Below are 18261 nucleotides of genomic sequence, written 5' to 3'. Positions count from 1 at the left end.
CTGGTGCGACCAACCGGTCCGCACCGTACGGGGTCGGCGGAGGACTGGCATGGACTTCACACAACGTCGTCGGGTGGAGCTGCGGCCCACGTTCGGCCAACACACCGCGGCCCGTCAATCGGTGACCCCCGGCGTGCGAGCGAAACGGCGGCCACGGCATGCCGGCCTGTTCGAGGCGGTCCGGCGGCTTGACGCCGGCCTCGACGCCGCCGCCCGCGCCGAGCTCGCCGCGTGGGCACGCCAGGAGTACGAGCAGGAGTACGGCGACGTCCCGCTCGGCTTCGTCTCCGAATGCTTCCTCGGGCCGCCTTATGTGGATCATCGGCTGGACCTGTTCCAGTCGATTCTCGACCACTTCGCCCCGGCGGACCCGATGCCGGAACCCTTTGCCCAGGCCCGGACGCTGGTCCGCACCGGCGGTTACGCCTTCATCGAGGTGTACGCCAGCGGCACGCTGCGCCCGGTCCTTCCCGACGGCACTGTCGTCGACTAGCCGATTGGACCTTCATGGCAGAGATCGACTACACACTGCGTAACCAGGTGAACCACCTGGCCTCCCTGGTCGTGCAGACCGACCGGCATATCCAGCAGACCGACCAGCGCGTCCAGGTGGTCAGCACCCAGGTCGAGCAGGTGGGCTCGGAGACCCGGGAGACCCGCAACGAGCTCTCCGTGCTGCGCTCCGAGTTCCTGGACTTCGTTCACAAGAGCGAGCTGCGCGACAACATCCAGCTCGCGACGTCCCGGATCGGCATCGTCCAGGATCAACTGGACCACGAGTTCCGGCACCACGACCAGGTCCGGCGCAGTTCGGTCGGCATGCTCCAGGCGTTCGACGTCGGCCTGGTGTCACCGGAGTCCGTCCGGACCATCGGCGAGCATCTGATGGTCCAGACACCTCGGTACTGGCTCGCGCCGGTGCTGGTCGCCCTGGCCGCCTGGGCCGGCGACGACCGGGAACTGTGCGACCGGGCGGTCACCGAGGCGTTCCGACGCTCCGCCGACCGTACCTCGTTGTTCATGGCCCTGGTGCTGCGCCGACAGGACCGCAACCCCAGCGCCGTACGGTGGCTGCGGCACTACCTCGCAGCCCAGGACCCGGCCGCTCTCGGCCGGGACTTCGCGGTGATCCTGGAGGCCGTCGCGCAGGGAGCGTTCGGGCCGGCCGGCGTCGACCTGGTCCGGACCACGATCGACGGGTGGCAGCGGCAGCTACTCGACGACGAGGCCAAACAGCAGGCCCAGGTGGACCGGTGGCGCTTCGAAGTGGCGCGGTACCGGGCACCTTCGGCGGTCGGCCGCTTTCCCCGCATCGCCAAGGTGTCTCCGCAGTGGCCGACCATGGATTCGGTGCTGTCCAGCGCCGGTGTGCACGATGCGCTGGTGACCAGGTACCGCGCCCTGATGGCGGAGGAGACGCCAAAGAGCGAACGGCTCGAAGACGCGGTCGACGACATCCTGGACCGGCTGGTCAACGAGTACGACACCGAGGAGCTGCCACTACGCCGCGAGCTGGCCCACCACGAGGCGGTGGTCCGCAACCACGGTGACGAGGATGCCGCCCGGCGGGAAACCGACTCGCGGTCCGCCGCGCTCGACGCGGTCCAGGACTTCCTCACCATCCAGACGACGTCGGCGCTCGACCCGCAGACCGCCGGGGTGTCCAAGGCGACGCAGCAGTTGTCGGTGGCCGCCTGCCACGAGTGGTTCGCCCGGGCGCATGCCAGCTTCACCCTGGACTATCGGCGGTCGCTGCCCACCGACGTCGAGGCGGTCTTCGAGGGCGACCACAACGCCGGTGCGATCGCTCTGCAGCTGCCTCGCTGGAGCGGCTCTTTCATGCAGCCGATGGAGACGCTGGAAGCCTCGCTCAACGAGCACTGGGACCGGCACGGCAAACCGTACATCGACGGCTTCGCCTTCCGTGCTGGTGGCTGGTACGTGCTGGTGGTGTTCCTCGCCGTCGTCGTCGCGCTGGTGTTCGGCGGCTGCGCCGGCAGCGTGAGCGCCGCGCTGCTGTTCGGCACGGTGACGGCCGGAGTCGGGGCGGCGATCGTGTACGGGAGAGCCGGCGCGGCGGCCCGACGCCAGCAGGAGGCCCGGGAACTCGTCGAGGCCGGTCGCCACGACTCGATCGTCCAGTTGCGGGCCGCCGGGGCCGAACTCGTCGACTGGAACACGGCGTTCCGCGACGCCGACGCCGGCGAGCAGAAGGTCCGGGCGATGATCGCGGACTTCGCCGCCGCCGGGCAGGCGACGGCACCGTACGAGCGCCGGGTGGCCCGCCCGGACGCCGCCGACGACGAACAGGCAGGACGGTGACATGACCAGACCAGACCAGCCGACCCCACCGTGGGCCCAGCCCCGGCCGCAGGCCGCCAGCGGGCGGCAGACCGAACGGCAGCGCAAGGTCGTCGAATCGCTGCCGGACTGGGAGCCGCTGCCACCGGGCGAGATCCTCGTCCGGCGCGGCCAGCACCGGGACGACTGACGTGTACGGCACAGGGGGCCACTACCGGGCGTGGGCCGAGTTCCTCGACCGGTGGGGCCGGGCCGAGCCGGTCGATCCCGGTCAGCTGCCGCAGTTGACCGACACGGACTTCACCGGTGACTCCTGGGAGCGGCTGGTCAACCGGATCACCGGGGCGATCTCGCAGCGGCTGGAGAGCTGGGCCAAGGCGCTGACCCGGGCGATGACGCAGGCGCGCGACGAGTTCACCGTCGCCCGCTGTCTCGCACACGCCCGGTGGGAGCTGGAGTCGGTCCGGGCGCTGGCCGGACATTCCGGGCTGCCGGACGGGCTGCGGGAACGGCTCGTGGAGCTGGTCGAGCGTCAGGCCCGCTCCGCCCAGCAGTCACTGGAGGAACAGGTCGACCGGCTACGCCGCGACGGTGTCGACCGCCGGGTGGTCGAGACCCGGCTGCGCACCCTGCGCGACAACCCGCTGACCGTACGGCCGGCGACACCGCAGCCGATGCCACCCGGTCGGTCGCGTCAGCAGCATCAGCCGGCGCCGGCGGCCGAGGCGGCCTGGTCGACCGACCTGTCCGCCCGGCCACGTCGCCGGATCGTCGATTGACCGCCGGCCCGTCGATCGAACCCGTCGGGCGTGACCATCAGCCGAGGAGCAGCCCATGCCCAACTACGCCGAGTCCCGTCGGGACCTCGACAGCTACATCGCCGCCCGCGTACCGCTGATCGGTGTCCGCACGATCGAGCAGATGCGGGCGCTGCGACTGGTCAAGCAGGTGGCGACCGCCCCCAAGCGGGCCAACCTGCCGTTCTGGGTCTACACCCGCGCCACCGGGGTCCGTGACCTGCGGACCAACGGCGCGGCGCACGAGGACAGGTCACTCGCCGGCGCGATGGACTTCGCGGCGTCCCAGTTCGCCAGCCGCGCCCAGGCGACCATGGTGTTCGTCGATCCGGAAGACCTCAGCGACGACAACGCCGCCAGCCGGCACGTCGCCGAGCTGGCCCGGCTCGCCGAGAGCAGCTCGGGCAGCATCATCCTGATCACCGACACTCCGCTGTGGAGCGGGCTGCAACGGCTGGGCATGAGTGTCAGCCTGGACCTGCCCGACTCCAACGAGATGTACGAGGTGATCACCGAGTTCCTGCGGGACCATCACGGCGTGGTGCCGATCGCCTGGTCGGACAGTGACGCCCGGCGGGCCGCTGAGTTCCTGGTCGGCGTACCGGAAGGCACCGCGATCAACGTGCTCGCGACGATCGTCACCAAGGGGTCGGTGGAGCGGGAAGACGTCGAGATCCTCGCCGAGTTCAAGGACAAGCACTTCGGCGACCTGGCCGGACTCGAACGGATCCGGCTCCGGGAGGCCGACTACGAGGTCGGCGGACTGGTCAGCCTGCGGTCCTGGCTCCGGCGCAAGAACCAGCTCATGGTCGCCGATCTGCGGAACACGCAGCTGCGCCCGCCGCGCGGCGTTCTGCTGGTCGGCGTGCCCGGCTGCGGCAAGTCGCTGTCGGCCAAGACCATCGCCGCGGAATGGCGGCTACCGCTGTACCGGCTCGACCTGGCCGCGACCCTCGGCCAGTACGTCGGCCAGTCCGAAGGCCGGCTCCGGGAGGCGTTGGAGACCGCCGACCGGGTGGCCCCGTGCGTCCTGTGGATCGACGAGATCGAGAAAGGGCTGGCGGGCCAGGCCGACAGTACGGGCATCGGGCGGCGACTCGTCGGGCAGTTCCTGTTCTGGCTGCAGGAGTCCCGGGCGCGGGTGTTCGTGGTGGCCACCGCCAACGACGTCCAGTCTCTGCCGCCGGAGTTGCTGCGCAAGGGCCGGTTCGACGAGCTGTTCTTCGTCGACCTGCCCGACGCCGACGACCGGCGGGAGATCATCGAGCTCTACTACCGCCGGTACGTCCAGCGGCAGCAGCCGCCGTCGCCGGAGCTGCTGGACAAGCTGGTTTCGCTGTCCGACGGTTTCGCCGGCTCGGACATCGAGTCCGCGTTGCACGACGTCGGCGCGGAAGCGCTCATCAAGGGCGGTGCCGACCAGATATCGCCGGAGTTCATCGTCGAGACCTTCGCCAACACGTTCCCGTTGAGTCGCACCAACCCGGAGCAGATCGACGAGATCCGGTCCTGGGGACGGGAGCGGGCCGTACCGGCCGGCCGGATGGTGACCACTCCGGTCGCCGGGACCACCCAGGCCGGTCGGCGGATGGTCCTGCTCGGCGACTGAGCGTGGCGGCAACCGGGGTCCGTGGGTAGCCGGGATGATCAGGCGATCGTCCCGGCCGCCACCGCGAGGGTCGCGACCAGTACCAGCACACTGAGACTGAACCCGGCGACACTGGTCGCCTGCCGCAGCCGGTAGCCAACGGACGGCCGGGCATGGGTGCGGCCCAGTACGGCGCCAGCCGGGTGGGCCAGCCGGGAGAGCCGGTGTACGGCGTACAGACCGTCGCGCCGCTGGTGACCGCTGATCCGGACGACGTCGCCGTGGCGCGGCTCGTCACCGACCAACTCGCCGGTCAGCACACAGGACACCAGCTCACCGCTGAGGCTCTGCACCCGGAAGCGGCGGACCGGCAACTGGGTGCCCTGGCGTGACAGGGCCGTGCTGGTTCGTACGGTCGACGCCGCCATGCGGGCCGTGACCGTGGCGGCGGTCCGCAACGCCCGGGCGGCCAGCCGGCCCAGCGCACCGATGGCCCGGCCGAACCAGCGACCCAGCATGATCCGGTAGATCAGCAGCAGAGCGGCCAGCAGCACGACCGACGAGACCAGGGTGGCCAGCAGACCACCGCCGTCGGTCACCGTATCGATCGCGAGTACGCCGCTGGCGAGCAGGGACGTGACGACCAGGACCGGAACGCCGAGAAAGTGGCGGGTGACGCGGTCGACCGTGGTGCTGCCGGTCACCGTACCGACGAATTCGCCGCTGGCCCGCACGGAGGGACCACCGGGACCCAGCGGTGGCGGCGTGGGCGTGGTGATCCAGTTCGGCTGGTACGGCGGCGGCATCGCTCCGGGCGGTGGGCTAGTCATGGGGCGGCTCCAGCGTGCGGGCCACGCACTGGTTTTCGAGTAACGCGGCGGACAGGTACGGAAAGCGGTCGGCACACCAACCGGTGACGTCGTCGGCCGACGTGAAATCGGCGACCGCGACGGTCACCCACAGCGGCTGCCCGTCGTGCCGCTGCCGTCTGCCGTAGTCGGTGCTGAGCAGCAGGACGACAGAAGAGCCTGCCTCGTGCTCCTGCCGGAGCCGCAGATGCTCGGCCAGAATGTCGCTGGCGTAGAAGACGTGTGAGCCGTTCTCCGCGACCTGCAGCGGATCGACGATGCCGACGCTCTTGGACGCCAGCTGAGCCACGTGCTGTCCGCGCGGTTGGAACCGGTCCAGATCGTAGGTCCGGATCCGGTCGAGTTCGGCCAATGCCGCTGCCTGCGGATCCGTCGCCGGCAACGGCACCGCCGGCGGTGCGGCGCTCTGGTCGGTCGTGGACGGAGTGAACGCTGGTGGGGTGCCGGCGTCGTCGGCGGCCGAACCGTCGCTCGTGCCGGCGGAACGACCGTCGGCGCTGCCGACCAGCCGGGAGCCGGCCGGCCCGATGAACATCAGCGCGACCACGATGGCGATGCCCACCAGCGGCAGAACCCGACGTCGCCTGAGCCGCTGTTCCAAGCTGAGCGTGCGGTTCCCGTCGAAGGGTGTCTGCGGTGGAGCGGGACGGCCGCTGCCCGATGACGCCTCGACCGGATCCGGCGGATTCGGCGTCGGATTCAGCGCAGGCTGCTCCGGTTCGGGCTGCGCCGGTTCGGGCTGCGCCGGTTCGGGATCCGTACCCGGCTCCGACGACGGTGGCGGTGGCGGTGGCGGGCCGGCCGCGAGGGCCCCGTCGGTGTCCGCCGCATCCACCAGCCCGCGCGGATCCCAGATCCCAGCGGAGTCGTGTCGGCTGTGCGTCATCGTCAGCCCTGACCTCTCGATGGTGAACGGACGAAGTGGCGTACCGGAATCTGACGGACCGGCCTGGCCCGTGGGCACCGGTGGATCCGCGTGATCCGTCCGATGACGATCCGTGGCACAGTTGATCGCGCGGCGGCGGACCCGGCTGTGCCGGGCCGGCCGGCAGGGCGGACGAGCGACGGCGAGGATGGTGGTGAGGCGATGACCGAGGCGCCGTACGCGCTGGCGTTGGCGGCCGGCATGCTCGCCGCGGTCAACCCGTGCGGGTTCGCGCTGCTGCCCGCGTACCTGTCGTTCCTGGTCGCCGGGGACGGGGCGGCCCGGCGCGGCGGCGCGGTCGTGCGGGCGCTGGCCGCGACCGCCGCCACGACCGTCGGCTTCGTCGCCGTCTTCGGCCTGTTCGGGCTGGTCATCGCGCCGATCGGCGGCGCCGTGCAGCGGCACCTGCCGTGGGTGACGATCGGGATCGGGATCGCGCTGGTGGCGGCCGGCGGCTGGCTGCTGGCCGGTCGTACGCTGCCCGGTATCGGCGCGGTACCGGCCCGTGGCCCGGCCGCCACCGGCACCTGGCGGTCGATGGTCGCCTTCGGCGTGGTGTACGCGATCGCGTCGCTGTCCTGCACCGTCGGTCCGTTTCTGGCCATGGTCGTGACCAGTTTCCGGGCCGGCTCGGTGTCCGCCGGGATCGGGTTGTTCCTGGCGTACGCCGCCGGCATGGGTCTGACCGTCGGCGTCGCCGCCGTCGCCGTCGCACTGGCCCGCGACGGCCTGCTGCGCCGGTTCCGGCGCGCGGCGCCGCTGCTGTCCCGGATCGGCGGCGGGCTGCTGCTGCTCGCCGGTGGCTACGTCGCCTGGTACGGCTGGCACGAGGTACGGCTGCTGCGTGGCGAGCGGGTGAGCGACCCGGTGGTCGCGACCGCCAGCCGCGTCCAGCATCAGATTTCCGCGGCCATCGACTCTGTCGGGGCGACCGTGCTCGCCATTCTGCTGGCCGCCCTGCTGGCCGTGGCGGGCGTGGCCTGGCTGCGGCGCCGGCGGAACCGACCCGGCAAGCGTCGGCAGCGCCAACCCCAGCGACGCTGAGCGGCTGCCGGTCGACGCCGAGCGGTTGCCGGTCCCGGCGGCCGGCCGGTCCCGGCGCCCGGCCGATCTGTCGGGCCTGGCCGATCTGCCGGGCCTGGCCGCAGCGGAAGGTGGCGGGACATTGTCCCGCGGCCGCAGGGACAGCTGTCCCTGCCGGGCGGGACGGTCATCCCGGCACCGTGTGCACCACAGCGGCGGGCAGCAGCTCGCCCAGCGAGAGGAGCTGTGGTGCGTACCAGAAGAGACGACCGGGTCCGGCGACGGCCCGGCCCCGGCAGGTGGTGGCGCGGCTGCGCCGCCGTCCTGGCCGGGTTGATGGCGGTGACGGCGCAGCAGGCGCCGGTCCGGGCGGACAGCCCGATCACGTTCGACGACGATCAGGCGCGGGCGGCGCTGTTCGCGGCGGCGGTCGCGCTGACCGGACCGGACACCGCCGGGATGAAGAACGCCCTGCTGACCGCCGAGCTGCTGGACTGGCGGGCGATCAACCCGGCGGCCGGCAGCGGCGACGTCGCCGCACACGTGGCGGCCATGCGGGTCAGGGCCGATCAGGCGGTGCCCGAGGGCCAGGGCGACGAGCGGTCCCGGTTCTCGATCGCCGCCGCGATCCTGGCCAAGCTCGCCGTCGCGGGAAGCGGAGCGGTCGCCGACGGGCCGGCGGTACGGGCGTACCTGACGAGCACGGTCGGCTCGGAAGGCGCCGGCGTGGTGGACGACGCTCTCGACCTGGTCCGGGGCGGCTACCAGGACGCCGGGTGGAACGCCCGGGTACGTGAGGTGATCGGCGCGACCTGGCGAACCCTGCACGAGCGGGCCGCCGCCGACCCGGCTCTCGCCGACGGCTGGGACGCGGCGTTCGCCGCCCGGACCGGCATCGGCGTACGGGCGAGCGAGGCCAGTCTGCTGGCCGTGCCGGTCCACCCGCCGCGCGGCGGCAACCCCGGCACCCTCGGCCACTACGTACCGTTGGCCGCGCTGCGTGCCGAGAGCGACGACCGGGACGCGTACCGGACGCTGGTGCAGCAGCAGGCCACGCAGGTGCTGGCCGTGCTGGAGTCCGACGCCAACATTCGGATCACCGAGGTTGTCAACTACGCCAACGCCTACCTGGTCAACCAGGACCCGAAGCCGGACGCGGCGACCCGTGAGGCCGAGCGGATCAAGACCGAGGGCAACAAGAAGATCTTCGAAGGTCTCGGCGAGACGGTCAACGTGCTGTCCACCCTGATGGGTTTCGCGGATCCCCAGTTCGGCAAGCAGTTGCAGACGGTCGGCAAGGCGGTGGTCACCTCGGTGACCGCGATCAACACCTACATGACCACCGTGCTCGGGCAGGGCTTGAGCGTCGCGGCGACCGCGATGGGCACCGCGGTGCTCACCGGCAACCTGCTGGGCGCGGCGATGACCCTGGTCACCCTGTTCAGCGGCGGTGCCCCGAATCCGAACGCGCTGATCCTCGGCGAGATCGCGAAACTGCGGGAGCAGGTCAACCGACTGGCGCAGGGTATGGAACGCCGGTTCGACCGGATCGAGACCGCGCTCAACACCATGTACGACGACATCGTCGACCTGCTCACCGAGCTGACCCGCTCGGTCGACGAGATCCGGGCCCGGCTCGGCCACATCGCAACCCAGCTGCAGACCATCGAGCGCAAAGTGGACGCGATGGCGCTGGCGGTGCACGTGGCGCTGGAGAGCATCGAGCAGGGTGACCTGAACGCGGTGATCACGACGTACGTGCACCACCAGGAGATCACCGGACAACCGATCCCGGACTTCATCAACGTCTACTACCCGCTGGCCGAGTCGCCGACGTTCAGGTTCGCCACCGTGGACGCGGCCAACCAGGGCACCTTCACCGTGCCGGCCGGCACCAGCCTGGTCGACCCGACGTCCGTCCTGGACACCTACCTGCCTGAGGGCGCCATCAACTACCTGACCAGTTGGGCGGCGAACCGGGTCGGTGGCAGCTGGCCCAACGAGCGGGTGGCCAACCCGGCGGCGTGGAACACCGCCGCCCGCACCTACAACATCCTGCAGCTGGAGAATCCGTCGTACGCGGCACAGGTCACCGCCGGTCGGGCGGAGGCGGTCGCCGCCGCCGGGGAGCGGATCAACAACCAGGTACGCCGGTTCAGCGCCCCGGCCGCGGGCGGTGCCACCAACCCGCTGTTCGACACCTTGACGCAGGACTACCGCACCGCGATGAGCGGGTGGGCCGCCCAGGTCGAGGAGATCCGACGGGCGGTGATGTGGAACGGCTACGACGTGCCGCAGCCGCAGTACGACCTGTGGGGCAGCCCGGACCAGGCGGTCGCCGCCAGAATCGCCGAGTCGTCGAACATGAGCGCCTGCTCCGGCAACCGGGGCATCCGCGCCATCCCGTCGACGTTCGCCCGGGCCACCCTGCCGAACCCGTACCAGCTGGCCGACCACGGGCTGCCGACCGCCAAGCGGCCGGAGTTCAGCACCTGCTTCGACGCGTACTTCGTCAACATCGTGGAGAACGAGGGGCCGCGCTGGCACACCTTCAGCGGCGACCTGCGGGTCACCGTACGGTCGCGGGTGAAGTGGCACGGTGGGAACTGGCAGGACGCGCAGACCACCAGCCGTACCTTCCCGATCGGCACGTACTGCTCGTGGGACGTGCGCTCGCACGAGCCGAACGGTTACTGCTACGACGAGATTCACTACCTCGACCAGCGGTGGAACAGCACCTACCGGCCGGCGTTCGAGTCGGCTCCGGTCGCCCCGGACGCGGCGGCCACCGCGACCGCCCGGGCCAAGGCCGCGGCGATGCTGGCCGGCCGGCAACGGTACTTCTACCGGGTGGTGTTCGACGGCAGCGGGGTCAACCCGCCGTCGGGCGGTTTCGGCTACGACAGCTCGCGGGTGCTGTGGCAGCGCGGCAAGGCGGTCTCCGACGCTGTCCGGCTGCTGCAGGCGTACTCGGAGCTGGGTTGGGCGAGCGCGCTCGACCAGGACGACTCGTTGCACGGGCTGCTGTTCGGCACCCACGCGCTGCCCGGTGACTGGGCCCGACCCCGCACCGACGTCAGCCAGGCCGTCAACCAGCATTTCCGCACCGCCTTCGGGCACGCGCTGAGCCGGTACGACGACTGCGTCCAACCGGAGCCGTGGGATCCCTGCGCCAACGACCGGTCCGGGTTCGACCCGCTGGTCGAGCAGCCTCAGTACGGCACCGGCTGCCCGCAGGCCGACGTACCTGACAAACCCCGCGACCCGGTCGGTGCCTGTCTGGTCAGCGCCGGCAGTACCCGGGTCTGGCTGCTCGGTGAGCGGTACGCCCACTGGTCCGGCCGGATCAACGCGGGCAGTCACGTCGAAGGACTGCCCAAGGTGACCGCTTCGGTGGACTACACCCGCGCGGTCAACGCCAACCTGCACTGACTGATCGCCCAGGGTGGGTCGGGACGTCCGGAGGGCGTCCCGACCCACCGGCGGTACCACAATCGACACGCTTGATCCACAGCTACCCCACCCATCTGGAAGGACCCTGCGATGAGACCGGTGACCAGCGACGACGTGCCGATCCTGGTGATCGCCAGCGATGACACCTTCGCACATGTCTATCCCAGTCTGGCCGAACTGCTCGCGGAGCCGGGCAACGGCGGCAAGTTCGGTGGTGCGGTCGAGTTCTTCGACGGCACCGGCCGGCGGCTGGCTGCGGTGTTCGATCCGGAATGGCACCTGATCGACCTGCGGGCGTGCGCCGATCCGGGCGATCCGGTCACGCTCCAACGGCGACTGCAGGCGGTCCGCGATCACGTCGAGTGGTATCTCCGGACCTATCCGGACATCGTCACCCGGGCCCGGCTGACCATCGAGCAGGCAGTCGCCTGCCTGCCGCAGCTGGGCGACGATCTGCACGACGACATCTTCGGCATGCCCGACCATGACAAGGGCGACTCCGGGAACTTCCTGCACAACGCGATGCACGCAGCCGGCTGGAGCCACTGATGCCGGCCGCCTGGCGGCGGGTCGCATCGATCGGCCGGCGGCGGCTGGCGCTGGCCGTCGCCGCCATCACCATCGCGTCGGCCGTCCTCGCCGGTCAGCTCTACCAGCATGACCGCCTGCTGCTCGGGCCGAGCACCCTGACCGCGGTCTTCGCGGCCGTGTTCACCGCCCTCGGCGCGCTGGTGCTGGCCGGCATGCCGGGCCACCCGGTCGGCCGGCTGATGCTCGCCGCCGGGCTGACCGCAACCGTCGAAGTGGTGGCGCTGAGCTGGTCGGCGTGGCTGCCGCTGGCCTGGCTGGCGCAGTGGCTGTGGTGGCCGCCGTACACCTTGGTCTTCCTGGCGTTGCTCGTCTTTCCGGACGGAAAACTGCCCGGTCCCCGCTGGCGGTCCGTGTCCGGGCTCCTCGTGGGCTGCGCCGCGCTGGCCACCGTCGCCTTCGCGGTGGCGGCGTTGGACGACCCACGAGGGTTGCTGCTCTCGGGCGAGCAGGCCGCCGCCGGGCGGGCACAGCTGCTGGTGCGGGTCGCGCTGCTGGCCGTCGCGGTCGAGGTGCTGGCCGTGGTCGCGGTGCTGGTGTCGCTGGCCGGCCGCTGGCGTCGCGCTGTCGGGGGGACCCGTCAGCAGCTCGCCTGCCTGCTGGTGGCCGGTGCGCTGTTCCTGCTGGGCCTGGTGCTCGACGGGCTCAACCTGGCCGGTGCCTGGGTGTTGATGGTGGTCGCCGTTCCCGGCGGGCTGACCCTGGCGGTGCTGCGTTACCGGCTCTACCAGCTGGAACAGGTCATCAACCGGACGCTGGTCTGGTTGGTGATGAGCCTGCTGGTGATCGCGGGATTCGTGGCTACCGTCGCGCTGCTGCGCGACCTGGTGCTCGGCGGCGACACGTCGAACGCGTCACTGGTCGCGACCGGACTGATCGCGGTCACCTTCGAGCCGCTGCGTCATCGGGTGCAGCGCGGCGTCAACCGACTGCTGTACGGCGACCGTGACGACCCGTACGGGGTGCTCACCCGCCTCGGGGGCCTGCTGGAGAACACCGTGCAGCCGCATGCCGTACCGGCGTTGTTGACCGGCACCATCGCCCGGTCGCTGCAGGTGCCCTACGTCGCCGTCGAGGTCGACGACCAGCCCGCGCCCGGCCAGGTCGTCCAGCCCGCGCCCGGCCAGGTCGTCCATGCGGTGCACGGTGAGCCGACCGGGTCGGTAGAACGCTTCGACATGCTCATCCACGGTGACCGGGTCGGGCAGTTGGTGGTGGCGCGGCGCCGGCCCGGGGACCGGTTCACCCCGGTGGAACGGCGGCTGCTCAGCGACGTCGCCCGGCACGCCTCGGTGGCGGTGGCGACGGCCCGGCTGATCCGTGAACTGCGCCAGTCGCGAGAGCAACTGGTGCTGGCCCGGGAGGAGGAACGCCGCCGGCTGCGCCGGGACTTGCACGACGGGCTCGGCCCCACCTTCGCCGGTATGTCGATGCAGGTACGCGCGGCGCGCAAACTCGCTACCGGATCCGCACGCCTCGACCCGATCCTCGACGGGCTCGCCGACGATCTGCGTACCTGCACGACCGAGGTACGCCGATTGGTCGACCAGCTGCGCCCGGCTGTGCTCGATCACGGACTGGTGTCGGCGCTGCGCTCCGAATGCCAGCGCTTCGACGGCCCGCAGTTGCGGGTACGGCTGAGCGCGGATGCCGATCTGGGCCAGCTGCCGGCGGCGGTCGAGGTCGCCGCCTACCGGATCGTCGCGGAAGCTTTGTCCAATGTGGCCCATCATGCCGGTGCCGCGTCCTGTGACGTATGGATCCATCGCGAAGCGCACCCGGGCGTACGCCGCGACGGTGGTCTACTGGTGGTGGAGGTGACCGACGACGGGGTGGGTGCGGCCCGGGCCCGCCCCGGCGGGGTGGGGCTGGACTCGATCCGGCAGCGGGCGGTCGAACTCGGCGGCGGCTGTGAAATCGGTGACGGGCCGCAGGGCGGAACTGTGGTGCGGGTCCGGCTGCCGTGGACCGAAGATGGCTAGCGGCAGTGGAGCATGCGTCGGCGGTGAAGGAGCGGACATGCCGCAACAGGCCCGGGTGCTGATCGTCGACGATCATCCGGTGGTCCGCCGAGGACTGCGCACGATGCTCGACGGCGAACCGTGGGTGGCGCGGGTCGTCGAGGCGGCCAGCTGCGCCGAGGCGATCGCCGCGGTGGTGCACGACCAGGTCACGGTGGTCGCCATGGACATCGCGCTGCCCGACGGGGACGGGGTCCGGGCGACCGCGGACATCCTGCGGCACCGACCGGGTACGGCCGTGCTGATGCTCACCATGGCCGACGACGACGAGACCGTCGCCCGTGCGCTGCGCGCCGGTGCCCGGGGCTACCTGCTCAAGGACACCGATCCGGACGTGGTGGTCGACGCACTGCGTACCGTCGCCAGCGGCGGCCTGGTGCTCGGTCCAGGAATCCGCCTCGTCGGGTTCGGTGCGGGATCAGGGTCCGGCCCGGGATCGTCGCCCGGCCCGGGATCGTCGCGCGGCGCGCCGGCGCGGCCCGCTGCGGTGTCGCCGGCACGGGCCCCGGCGCCGTTCGACCGGCTCACTCCGCGTGAGCAGGAGATTCTGCGGCATCTGGCGGGCGGTGAAGGCAACGCGCAGATCGCCCGGCAGTTCGGGCTGAGCGCGAAGACAATCCGCAACCAGGTGTCCGCGATCTTCGGCAAGCTCGGCGTCAGCGACCGGGTCCAGGCGGCCCTGCTCGCCCGCGACGCCGGCATCGTCGCGGCACCACCGCACCAGCCGGCACCACCGCACCAGCCGGGCGGGCGTTGAGCCACCGGCCGCCCCGCACGGGTCGACCCGCGGTCACCTGGCGGTCGGTCGGAGCGCCAGCACGCTGGTCTGCGTGATCAGATCGTCCTCGGCCGGACCCGATCTCGTCCAGCGGTAGCTGACCAGCGGAGCCAGCTTCTCCAGGGTGCAGTAGGTCCGCCCCGGGTCACCCACCATGACGTCGATGCCCTGGTCCGCGAGCCGGCAGAGAAACGGCAGCACGCGGGCGGCCAGGTCGGCGTCGTACAAGGCGTCGCCGGCAAGGACCACGTCGGCGTCGGCACCGGCGCCGCCGAGCAGATCGCCGTCGCTGGTTTCGATCTCGACCGCGTTCGCGGCGGCATTGAATCCGATGGCGGAGATCGCCCATGGATCGATGTCGTTGGCGGTGACGACAGCGGCGCCGGCTTTGGCCGCCGCGATGGCCACCAGGCCGGATCCGGACGCCAGATCGAGCACCCGCTGGCCGGCCACCACGTCCGGGTTGTCGAGCAGGTAGCGGGCCAGTGCCTGGCCGCCAGCCCAGGCTGAAGCCCAGAACGGTGGCGGCAGCCGCCGACCAGCCGCTGCTTCGAGTCGGGCCCACAGGACGGTCGGGTCCTCGGCGAGAAACAGACGGATCTCCCGGGCGAGCGACACCGGGGTCAGATGCAGCTGGTCAGCTCCCCGCGAACCACCCCGCGCGGCGTCGTCGAACAGCCGACGCCGCAGGGCGTCCGGCGGTGGTCGTCCACCCCGGGGCTGCGGCGACGCCGAGGCTGCCCCGGGGTGCACGGATATGTCAGATCACCCGGATGTTGGCGGCCTGCAGGCCCTTCTGGCCTTGCTCGATGTCGAACTCGACCCGCTGGTTCTCCTCAAGCGTGCGGAACCCGCTGGACGCGATGGCGGAGAAGTGGGCGAAGACGTCAGGCGCTCCGCCATCCTGGCTGATGAAGCCGAAACCCTTGTCGGCGTTGAACCACTTGACCGTACCGAATGCCATTCTTGCTGCTCCTTCAGGATGGGGCCCGCGACGTGCGGTCCCCGCGTTGCCGCCGTAATCAATCTCCATCCGGAGGGCCCGGCACAACTGGCCAGAATCCGTTTACTGGTGGTCGACGAAAGCTGGTGCCATGTGGAAATCAACTGCAACGCGGCAAACGTAGCATGCTCCGGCGGCCGACGCCGGCAGGCCACCCGTCAGATCCGCCCGAGCAACGCGGACACCGCGTCTGCGGTCTGCGGGAAACCGACCAACAGCTGCGGCACCGGCCCGGACATCGTATGTCCGGTGCCGGCTGGGCCGACCCGCACGGTCCGGCCCGGATCGGTCGGTCCGGGCGCCTGCTCCCACGGCGCGGTCCACGAGTCCAGCGCGGGTAGACCAGCGGGAAAGGTCCGACCAGCCTCGCGGACCAGCACCGGGACCAGCTCGGCGGCCTGCTCGCGCAGCGTCGTGATCAACGTGGGTAGCCAGGGCAGCAGCACCTGGTCCGGCAGCTGACCGAACGCCGTGGACAGCACCTCCACCACGAACGGGGCCAGCGTCGGCACCGGCTCCAGCGCCTGTACGAACCCGCTCAGATACTGCGGGAACGCGTTGACCGTCAGCGGGTTGGCCAGCAGCCCGGCGCAGCGCTCGCGCAACTGCGCGAGCGTCACCTGGCTCAGCTGGCACTGGGCCGCCCACAGCAACGCCACCTTGGCCGGTGCCTCCGGATGCGACTGACGCACCGCCAGCTCCAGTTGCGCCCGGTCGCAGCCGAGCGCCATGGCCAGGCTCTCCAGGGTCATCAGGAAGCCGAGCATCGCCGCCACCTGCCGCAGCCCGGTCTCGTCGTCGACGAACGCGGTGGGCAGCAACGTGCAGTAGTGGGCGTATCCGGTGGTGACGAACGCCCGGCACCAGGCCGGCAACTCGGTGTCACCGCCGGTGCGGTAGTGCGTGAGCAACCGTCGGATCCGGTGCAGCACCTCCGGGGCGTCGTCGACGGTGCGTTCGGCGGCGAGGAGTTGCACCGCGCGGGCGCCCAGTTCGTCGGTGAACCGCCGGTTGCGCAGGTACAACAGCGAATCCTCGACGGCGGCGAGGGCGGTGGCGGCGGTGGCCTGCGGATCCCAGGCCGCCTTGCGCAGCCGCTGTTCGAGCACCTGCTCGATGGTGACGCCCTCGTAGCCCAGCTCGATGATCGACCGCTGGTGGCGGCCGATCGCCACGTCCCAGCTTTCCTGCACCGACGTCTCGCCGAGCCGCCGCTCGCCCATGATCGGTCGCACTGCCTGCGCCGGAAGCAGCCGGCGCAGCATCCAGAGCAGATCCGAGCACGCGGCCAGGTCCGGCCGGGCGGCCAGGTCCAGCAGTGCCCGCTGCACCGTACGCCGCTGCAGGTCCAGCCCGAGCGGGGCGAGCCGGTCGTAGACGTCGCGGGCCAGCGGCGGCAGCGCGTCGTAGCCGACCCGCCCGATCCGGTCCCCGCCGAGCAGGATCTCGCACAGCCGACGCACGTCCCGCCGACCCGGCACCACGTCCTTCTCGATGCAGGTCACCGCCGCGTCGGCGAAGTCGTACGGGGTCGGCCGGCGTCGGTTGCGCATCCCGGCCAGCAGCACCGCGGTCTCGTACACGGCGATCGCGTCGGCGGTGCTGGCCGGGTAGCCGCTGCGCCGGGCCAGCCGCACGATGTCCACGCACCAGCCGATCAGCTCGGCCTCGTCCAACTCGCCGGGGCGCGACGGGGCGGACAGGAAACCGCTGAGCCGATCGGCGACCGGGGCGCCGGCGCTGTCCACACCGGCCGTCACCGCCGCCGCCTTCGGCTTGCGGGCGGCCCGTTTGCGGCCGCCCTGCTGCCCGGCCAGCCGGTACCCGGTGGTCCGGCTGCCGGCCAGTGCCTTGTGCCAGGTCGCCTCGGCGATCGACACGGTCCCGCCGGCCAGCCCGAACTGCGCCTCGATCGCCGAGTGACTGGACGGGATGAGGCCGTAACGCCACTCGGTCGCCGTGCGTGGGGTGATCTCGAAGGGCGCGGTGGCCGCCACCCCGAACTGCGCCACCCGGCTCACGGCGTGGAACGCGCCGCAGACGTACAGGCAGTCGGCCGGGGCGGTGCCGGTGGCGGCGAGGTGTTCGCGCATCCGGGTCCACATGAAGCGTTCCCGGTCCTCGTCACGGTCGTGGCGGGCGTCGCCGGTCGGGCGCAGCCGCCGGAACAGGCTGCCGATCATCACCATGACCTGCCGGTACGTGGCGTAGTCGGCGTCGACCAGCGGCTGCTCGACGTACTGGTCCCACCACTCGGACCAGTGCCGCACCTTGCCGTGGTGCAGCAGGTGGGCCTCCAGTTCGGCGAAGCCGGGCCGCAGGTCGCCGATCTCCACGCCGACCGCGTCACCGTGCAGGGCCGCCTCGTCGGGCTCCCCGGCGGGAGCGTCGCTGTCGCCGTCCGGGTCGCTGTCGCGCGCCTGCCGCTGGAAGACGTGGTCGGTGGAGCGGTCCACCAACACCAGTTCGACACCCGGGGTGTCCAGCGCGTACGCGATCGCCTGGTACTCGGCGGACGCCTCGGTGATCGGCGCGACCACGCTGAGCGGTCCGGCGCTGGTCGGGAAGCCGTCGAGATCGCTGGCGAACGCCTGCAACGCCACCGGCAACTCGCAGTTGCGCAGCTCGGTCAGCAGCGGCCGGAGGTCCTCGCACAGCTCCAGGTAGATCACCTTCGGTTGCCTGTCGCGTAGTCGCCGGGCCATGGCCAGCGCCGACGACGGCGAGTGGTGACAGACCGGAAAGATCTCCAGCGGTTCGGCGAGTGCCCGGTCGACGTCGTCGACCATGCCGGCGAGGATGCCGGTCAGCGCGTCGGGCGACGCCGCGAACGCGCCCGCCGCGTCGGTCAACTGCTCCCGCAGCGCGGCGAACCCGCCCGATGCCAGCTGCTGCTGATCCATCCCGTCGGCTCT

General features: G+C 71.4%; 14 protein-coding genes and 1 pseudogene. 10 read left to right on the top strand and 5 right to left on the bottom strand.

All coding sequences use genetic code 11. The features are described from left to right. The first annotated feature begins 49 nt into the window (after positions 1-49). Genes ACN27F_RS17655 through ACN27F_RS17635 form a run of 5 tightly spaced genes read left to right on the top strand, consistent with a single transcriptional unit; the run spans position 50 to position 4707 of the window. A complete protein-coding gene (locus ACN27F_RS17655; protein WP_421434714.1) occupies positions 50-493 on the top strand; it encodes a hypothetical protein in 444 nt (147 codons plus the stop codon). Positions 494-507: 14 nt separating this feature from the next. Then, entirely contained in the window at positions 508-2322 is a 1815-nt protein-coding gene (locus tag ACN27F_RS17650; protein WP_421434712.1) for a hypothetical protein, read from the top strand. A gap of 1 nt (position 2323) precedes the next feature. After that, positions 2324-2491 (top strand): hypothetical protein, encoded by a 168-nt coding sequence (locus ACN27F_RS17645; RefSeq protein WP_421434710.1) that lies wholly within the window; start codon positions 2324-2326, stop codon positions 2489-2491. Between the two features lies 1 nt (position 2492). After that, positions 2493-3080 (top strand): hypothetical protein, encoded by a 588-nt coding sequence (locus tag ACN27F_RS17640; protein ID WP_421434709.1) that lies wholly within the window; start codon positions 2493-2495, stop codon positions 3078-3080. A gap of 55 nt (positions 3081-3135) precedes the next feature. Then, on the top strand, positions 3136-4707 hold the full coding sequence (locus ACN27F_RS17635; protein ID WP_421434707.1) for an AAA family ATPase: 1572 nt from the start codon (positions 3136-3138) through the stop codon (positions 4705-4707). A 38-nt stretch (positions 4708-4745) separates the two neighbouring features. On the opposite strand, the gene ACN27F_RS17630 is transcribed toward ACN27F_RS17635, so the two are convergent. Further along, positions 4746-5516 (bottom strand): hypothetical protein, encoded by a 771-nt coding sequence (locus ACN27F_RS17630; protein ID WP_421434706.1) that lies wholly within the window; start codon positions 5514-5516, stop codon positions 4746-4748. Continuing rightward, positions 5509-6441 carry a hypothetical protein gene (locus ACN27F_RS17625; RefSeq protein WP_421434704.1) on the bottom strand — a complete coding sequence of 311 codons (933 nt, stop codon included), beginning with the start codon at positions 6439-6441 and terminating at the stop codon, positions 5509-5511. Before ACN27F_RS17625 ends, ACN27F_RS17630 begins: the two co-directional genes overlap by 8 nt. Before the next feature lie 201 nt (positions 6442-6642). Between ACN27F_RS17625 and ACN27F_RS17620 the strand changes: the two genes are divergently transcribed. The 5 genes from ACN27F_RS17620 (at position 6643) to ACN27F_RS17600 (ending at position 14322) form a co-directional block, all read left to right on the top strand. Next, the gene (locus tag ACN27F_RS17620) at positions 6643-7524 is read left to right on the top strand and encodes a cytochrome c biogenesis CcdA family protein (protein WP_421434702.1); all 882 of its coding nucleotides are present in this window, start codon (positions 6643-6645) and stop codon (positions 7522-7524) included. Positions 7525-7752: 228 nt separating this feature from the next. After that, entirely contained in the window at positions 7753-10935 is a 3183-nt protein-coding gene (locus ACN27F_RS17615) for a hypothetical protein (RefSeq protein ID WP_421434700.1), read from the top strand. Positions 10936-11046: 111 nt separating this feature from the next. Continuing rightward, positions 11047-11505 (top strand): hypothetical protein, encoded by a 459-nt coding sequence (locus tag ACN27F_RS17610; RefSeq protein WP_421434698.1) that lies wholly within the window; start codon positions 11047-11049, stop codon positions 11503-11505. Next, on the top strand, positions 11505-13526 hold the full coding sequence (locus ACN27F_RS17605; protein WP_421434696.1) for a histidine kinase: 2022 nt from the start codon (positions 11505-11507) through the stop codon (positions 13524-13526). The genes ACN27F_RS17610 and ACN27F_RS17605 overlap by 1 nt, the downstream gene beginning before the upstream one ends. 37 nt (positions 13527-13563) lie before the next feature. Then, positions 13564-14322, top strand: a complete 759-nt coding sequence (locus tag ACN27F_RS17600) for a response regulator (RefSeq protein WP_421434695.1) — start codon at positions 13564-13566, stop codon at positions 14320-14322. A 33-nt stretch (positions 14323-14355) separates the two neighbouring features. Here the strand turns inward: ACN27F_RS17600 and ACN27F_RS17595 are convergent, their stop codons facing one another. The 3 genes and pseudogenes from ACN27F_RS17595 to ACN27F_RS17585 form a co-directional block, all read right to left on the bottom strand. Continuing rightward, on the bottom strand, positions 14356-15033 hold the full coding sequence (locus tag ACN27F_RS17595) for a class I SAM-dependent methyltransferase (protein ID WP_421440271.1): 678 nt from the start codon (positions 15031-15033) through the stop codon (positions 14356-14358). A 70-nt stretch (positions 15034-15103) separates the two neighbouring features. After that, complete coding sequence (locus ACN27F_RS17590; RefSeq protein ID WP_421434693.1) at positions 15104-15307, bottom strand: cold-shock protein; 204 nt, start codon at positions 15305-15307, stop codon at positions 15104-15106. A gap of 206 nt (positions 15308-15513) precedes the next feature. Further along, positions 15514-18249, bottom strand: a pseudogene (locus ACN27F_RS17585) (DUF5682 family protein); the annotation flags it as partial. Between the last annotated feature and the right edge of the window lie 12 nt (positions 18250-18261).

The sequence above is a fragment of the Solwaraspora sp. WMMB335 genome, from assembly GCF_049179075.1.
Lineage (GTDB): Bacteria > Actinomycetota > Actinomycetes > Mycobacteriales > Micromonosporaceae > Micromonospora_E.
Note: the sequence above shows the minus strand (reverse complement) of the source record. Positions and strands in the feature narration are given on the sequence as shown.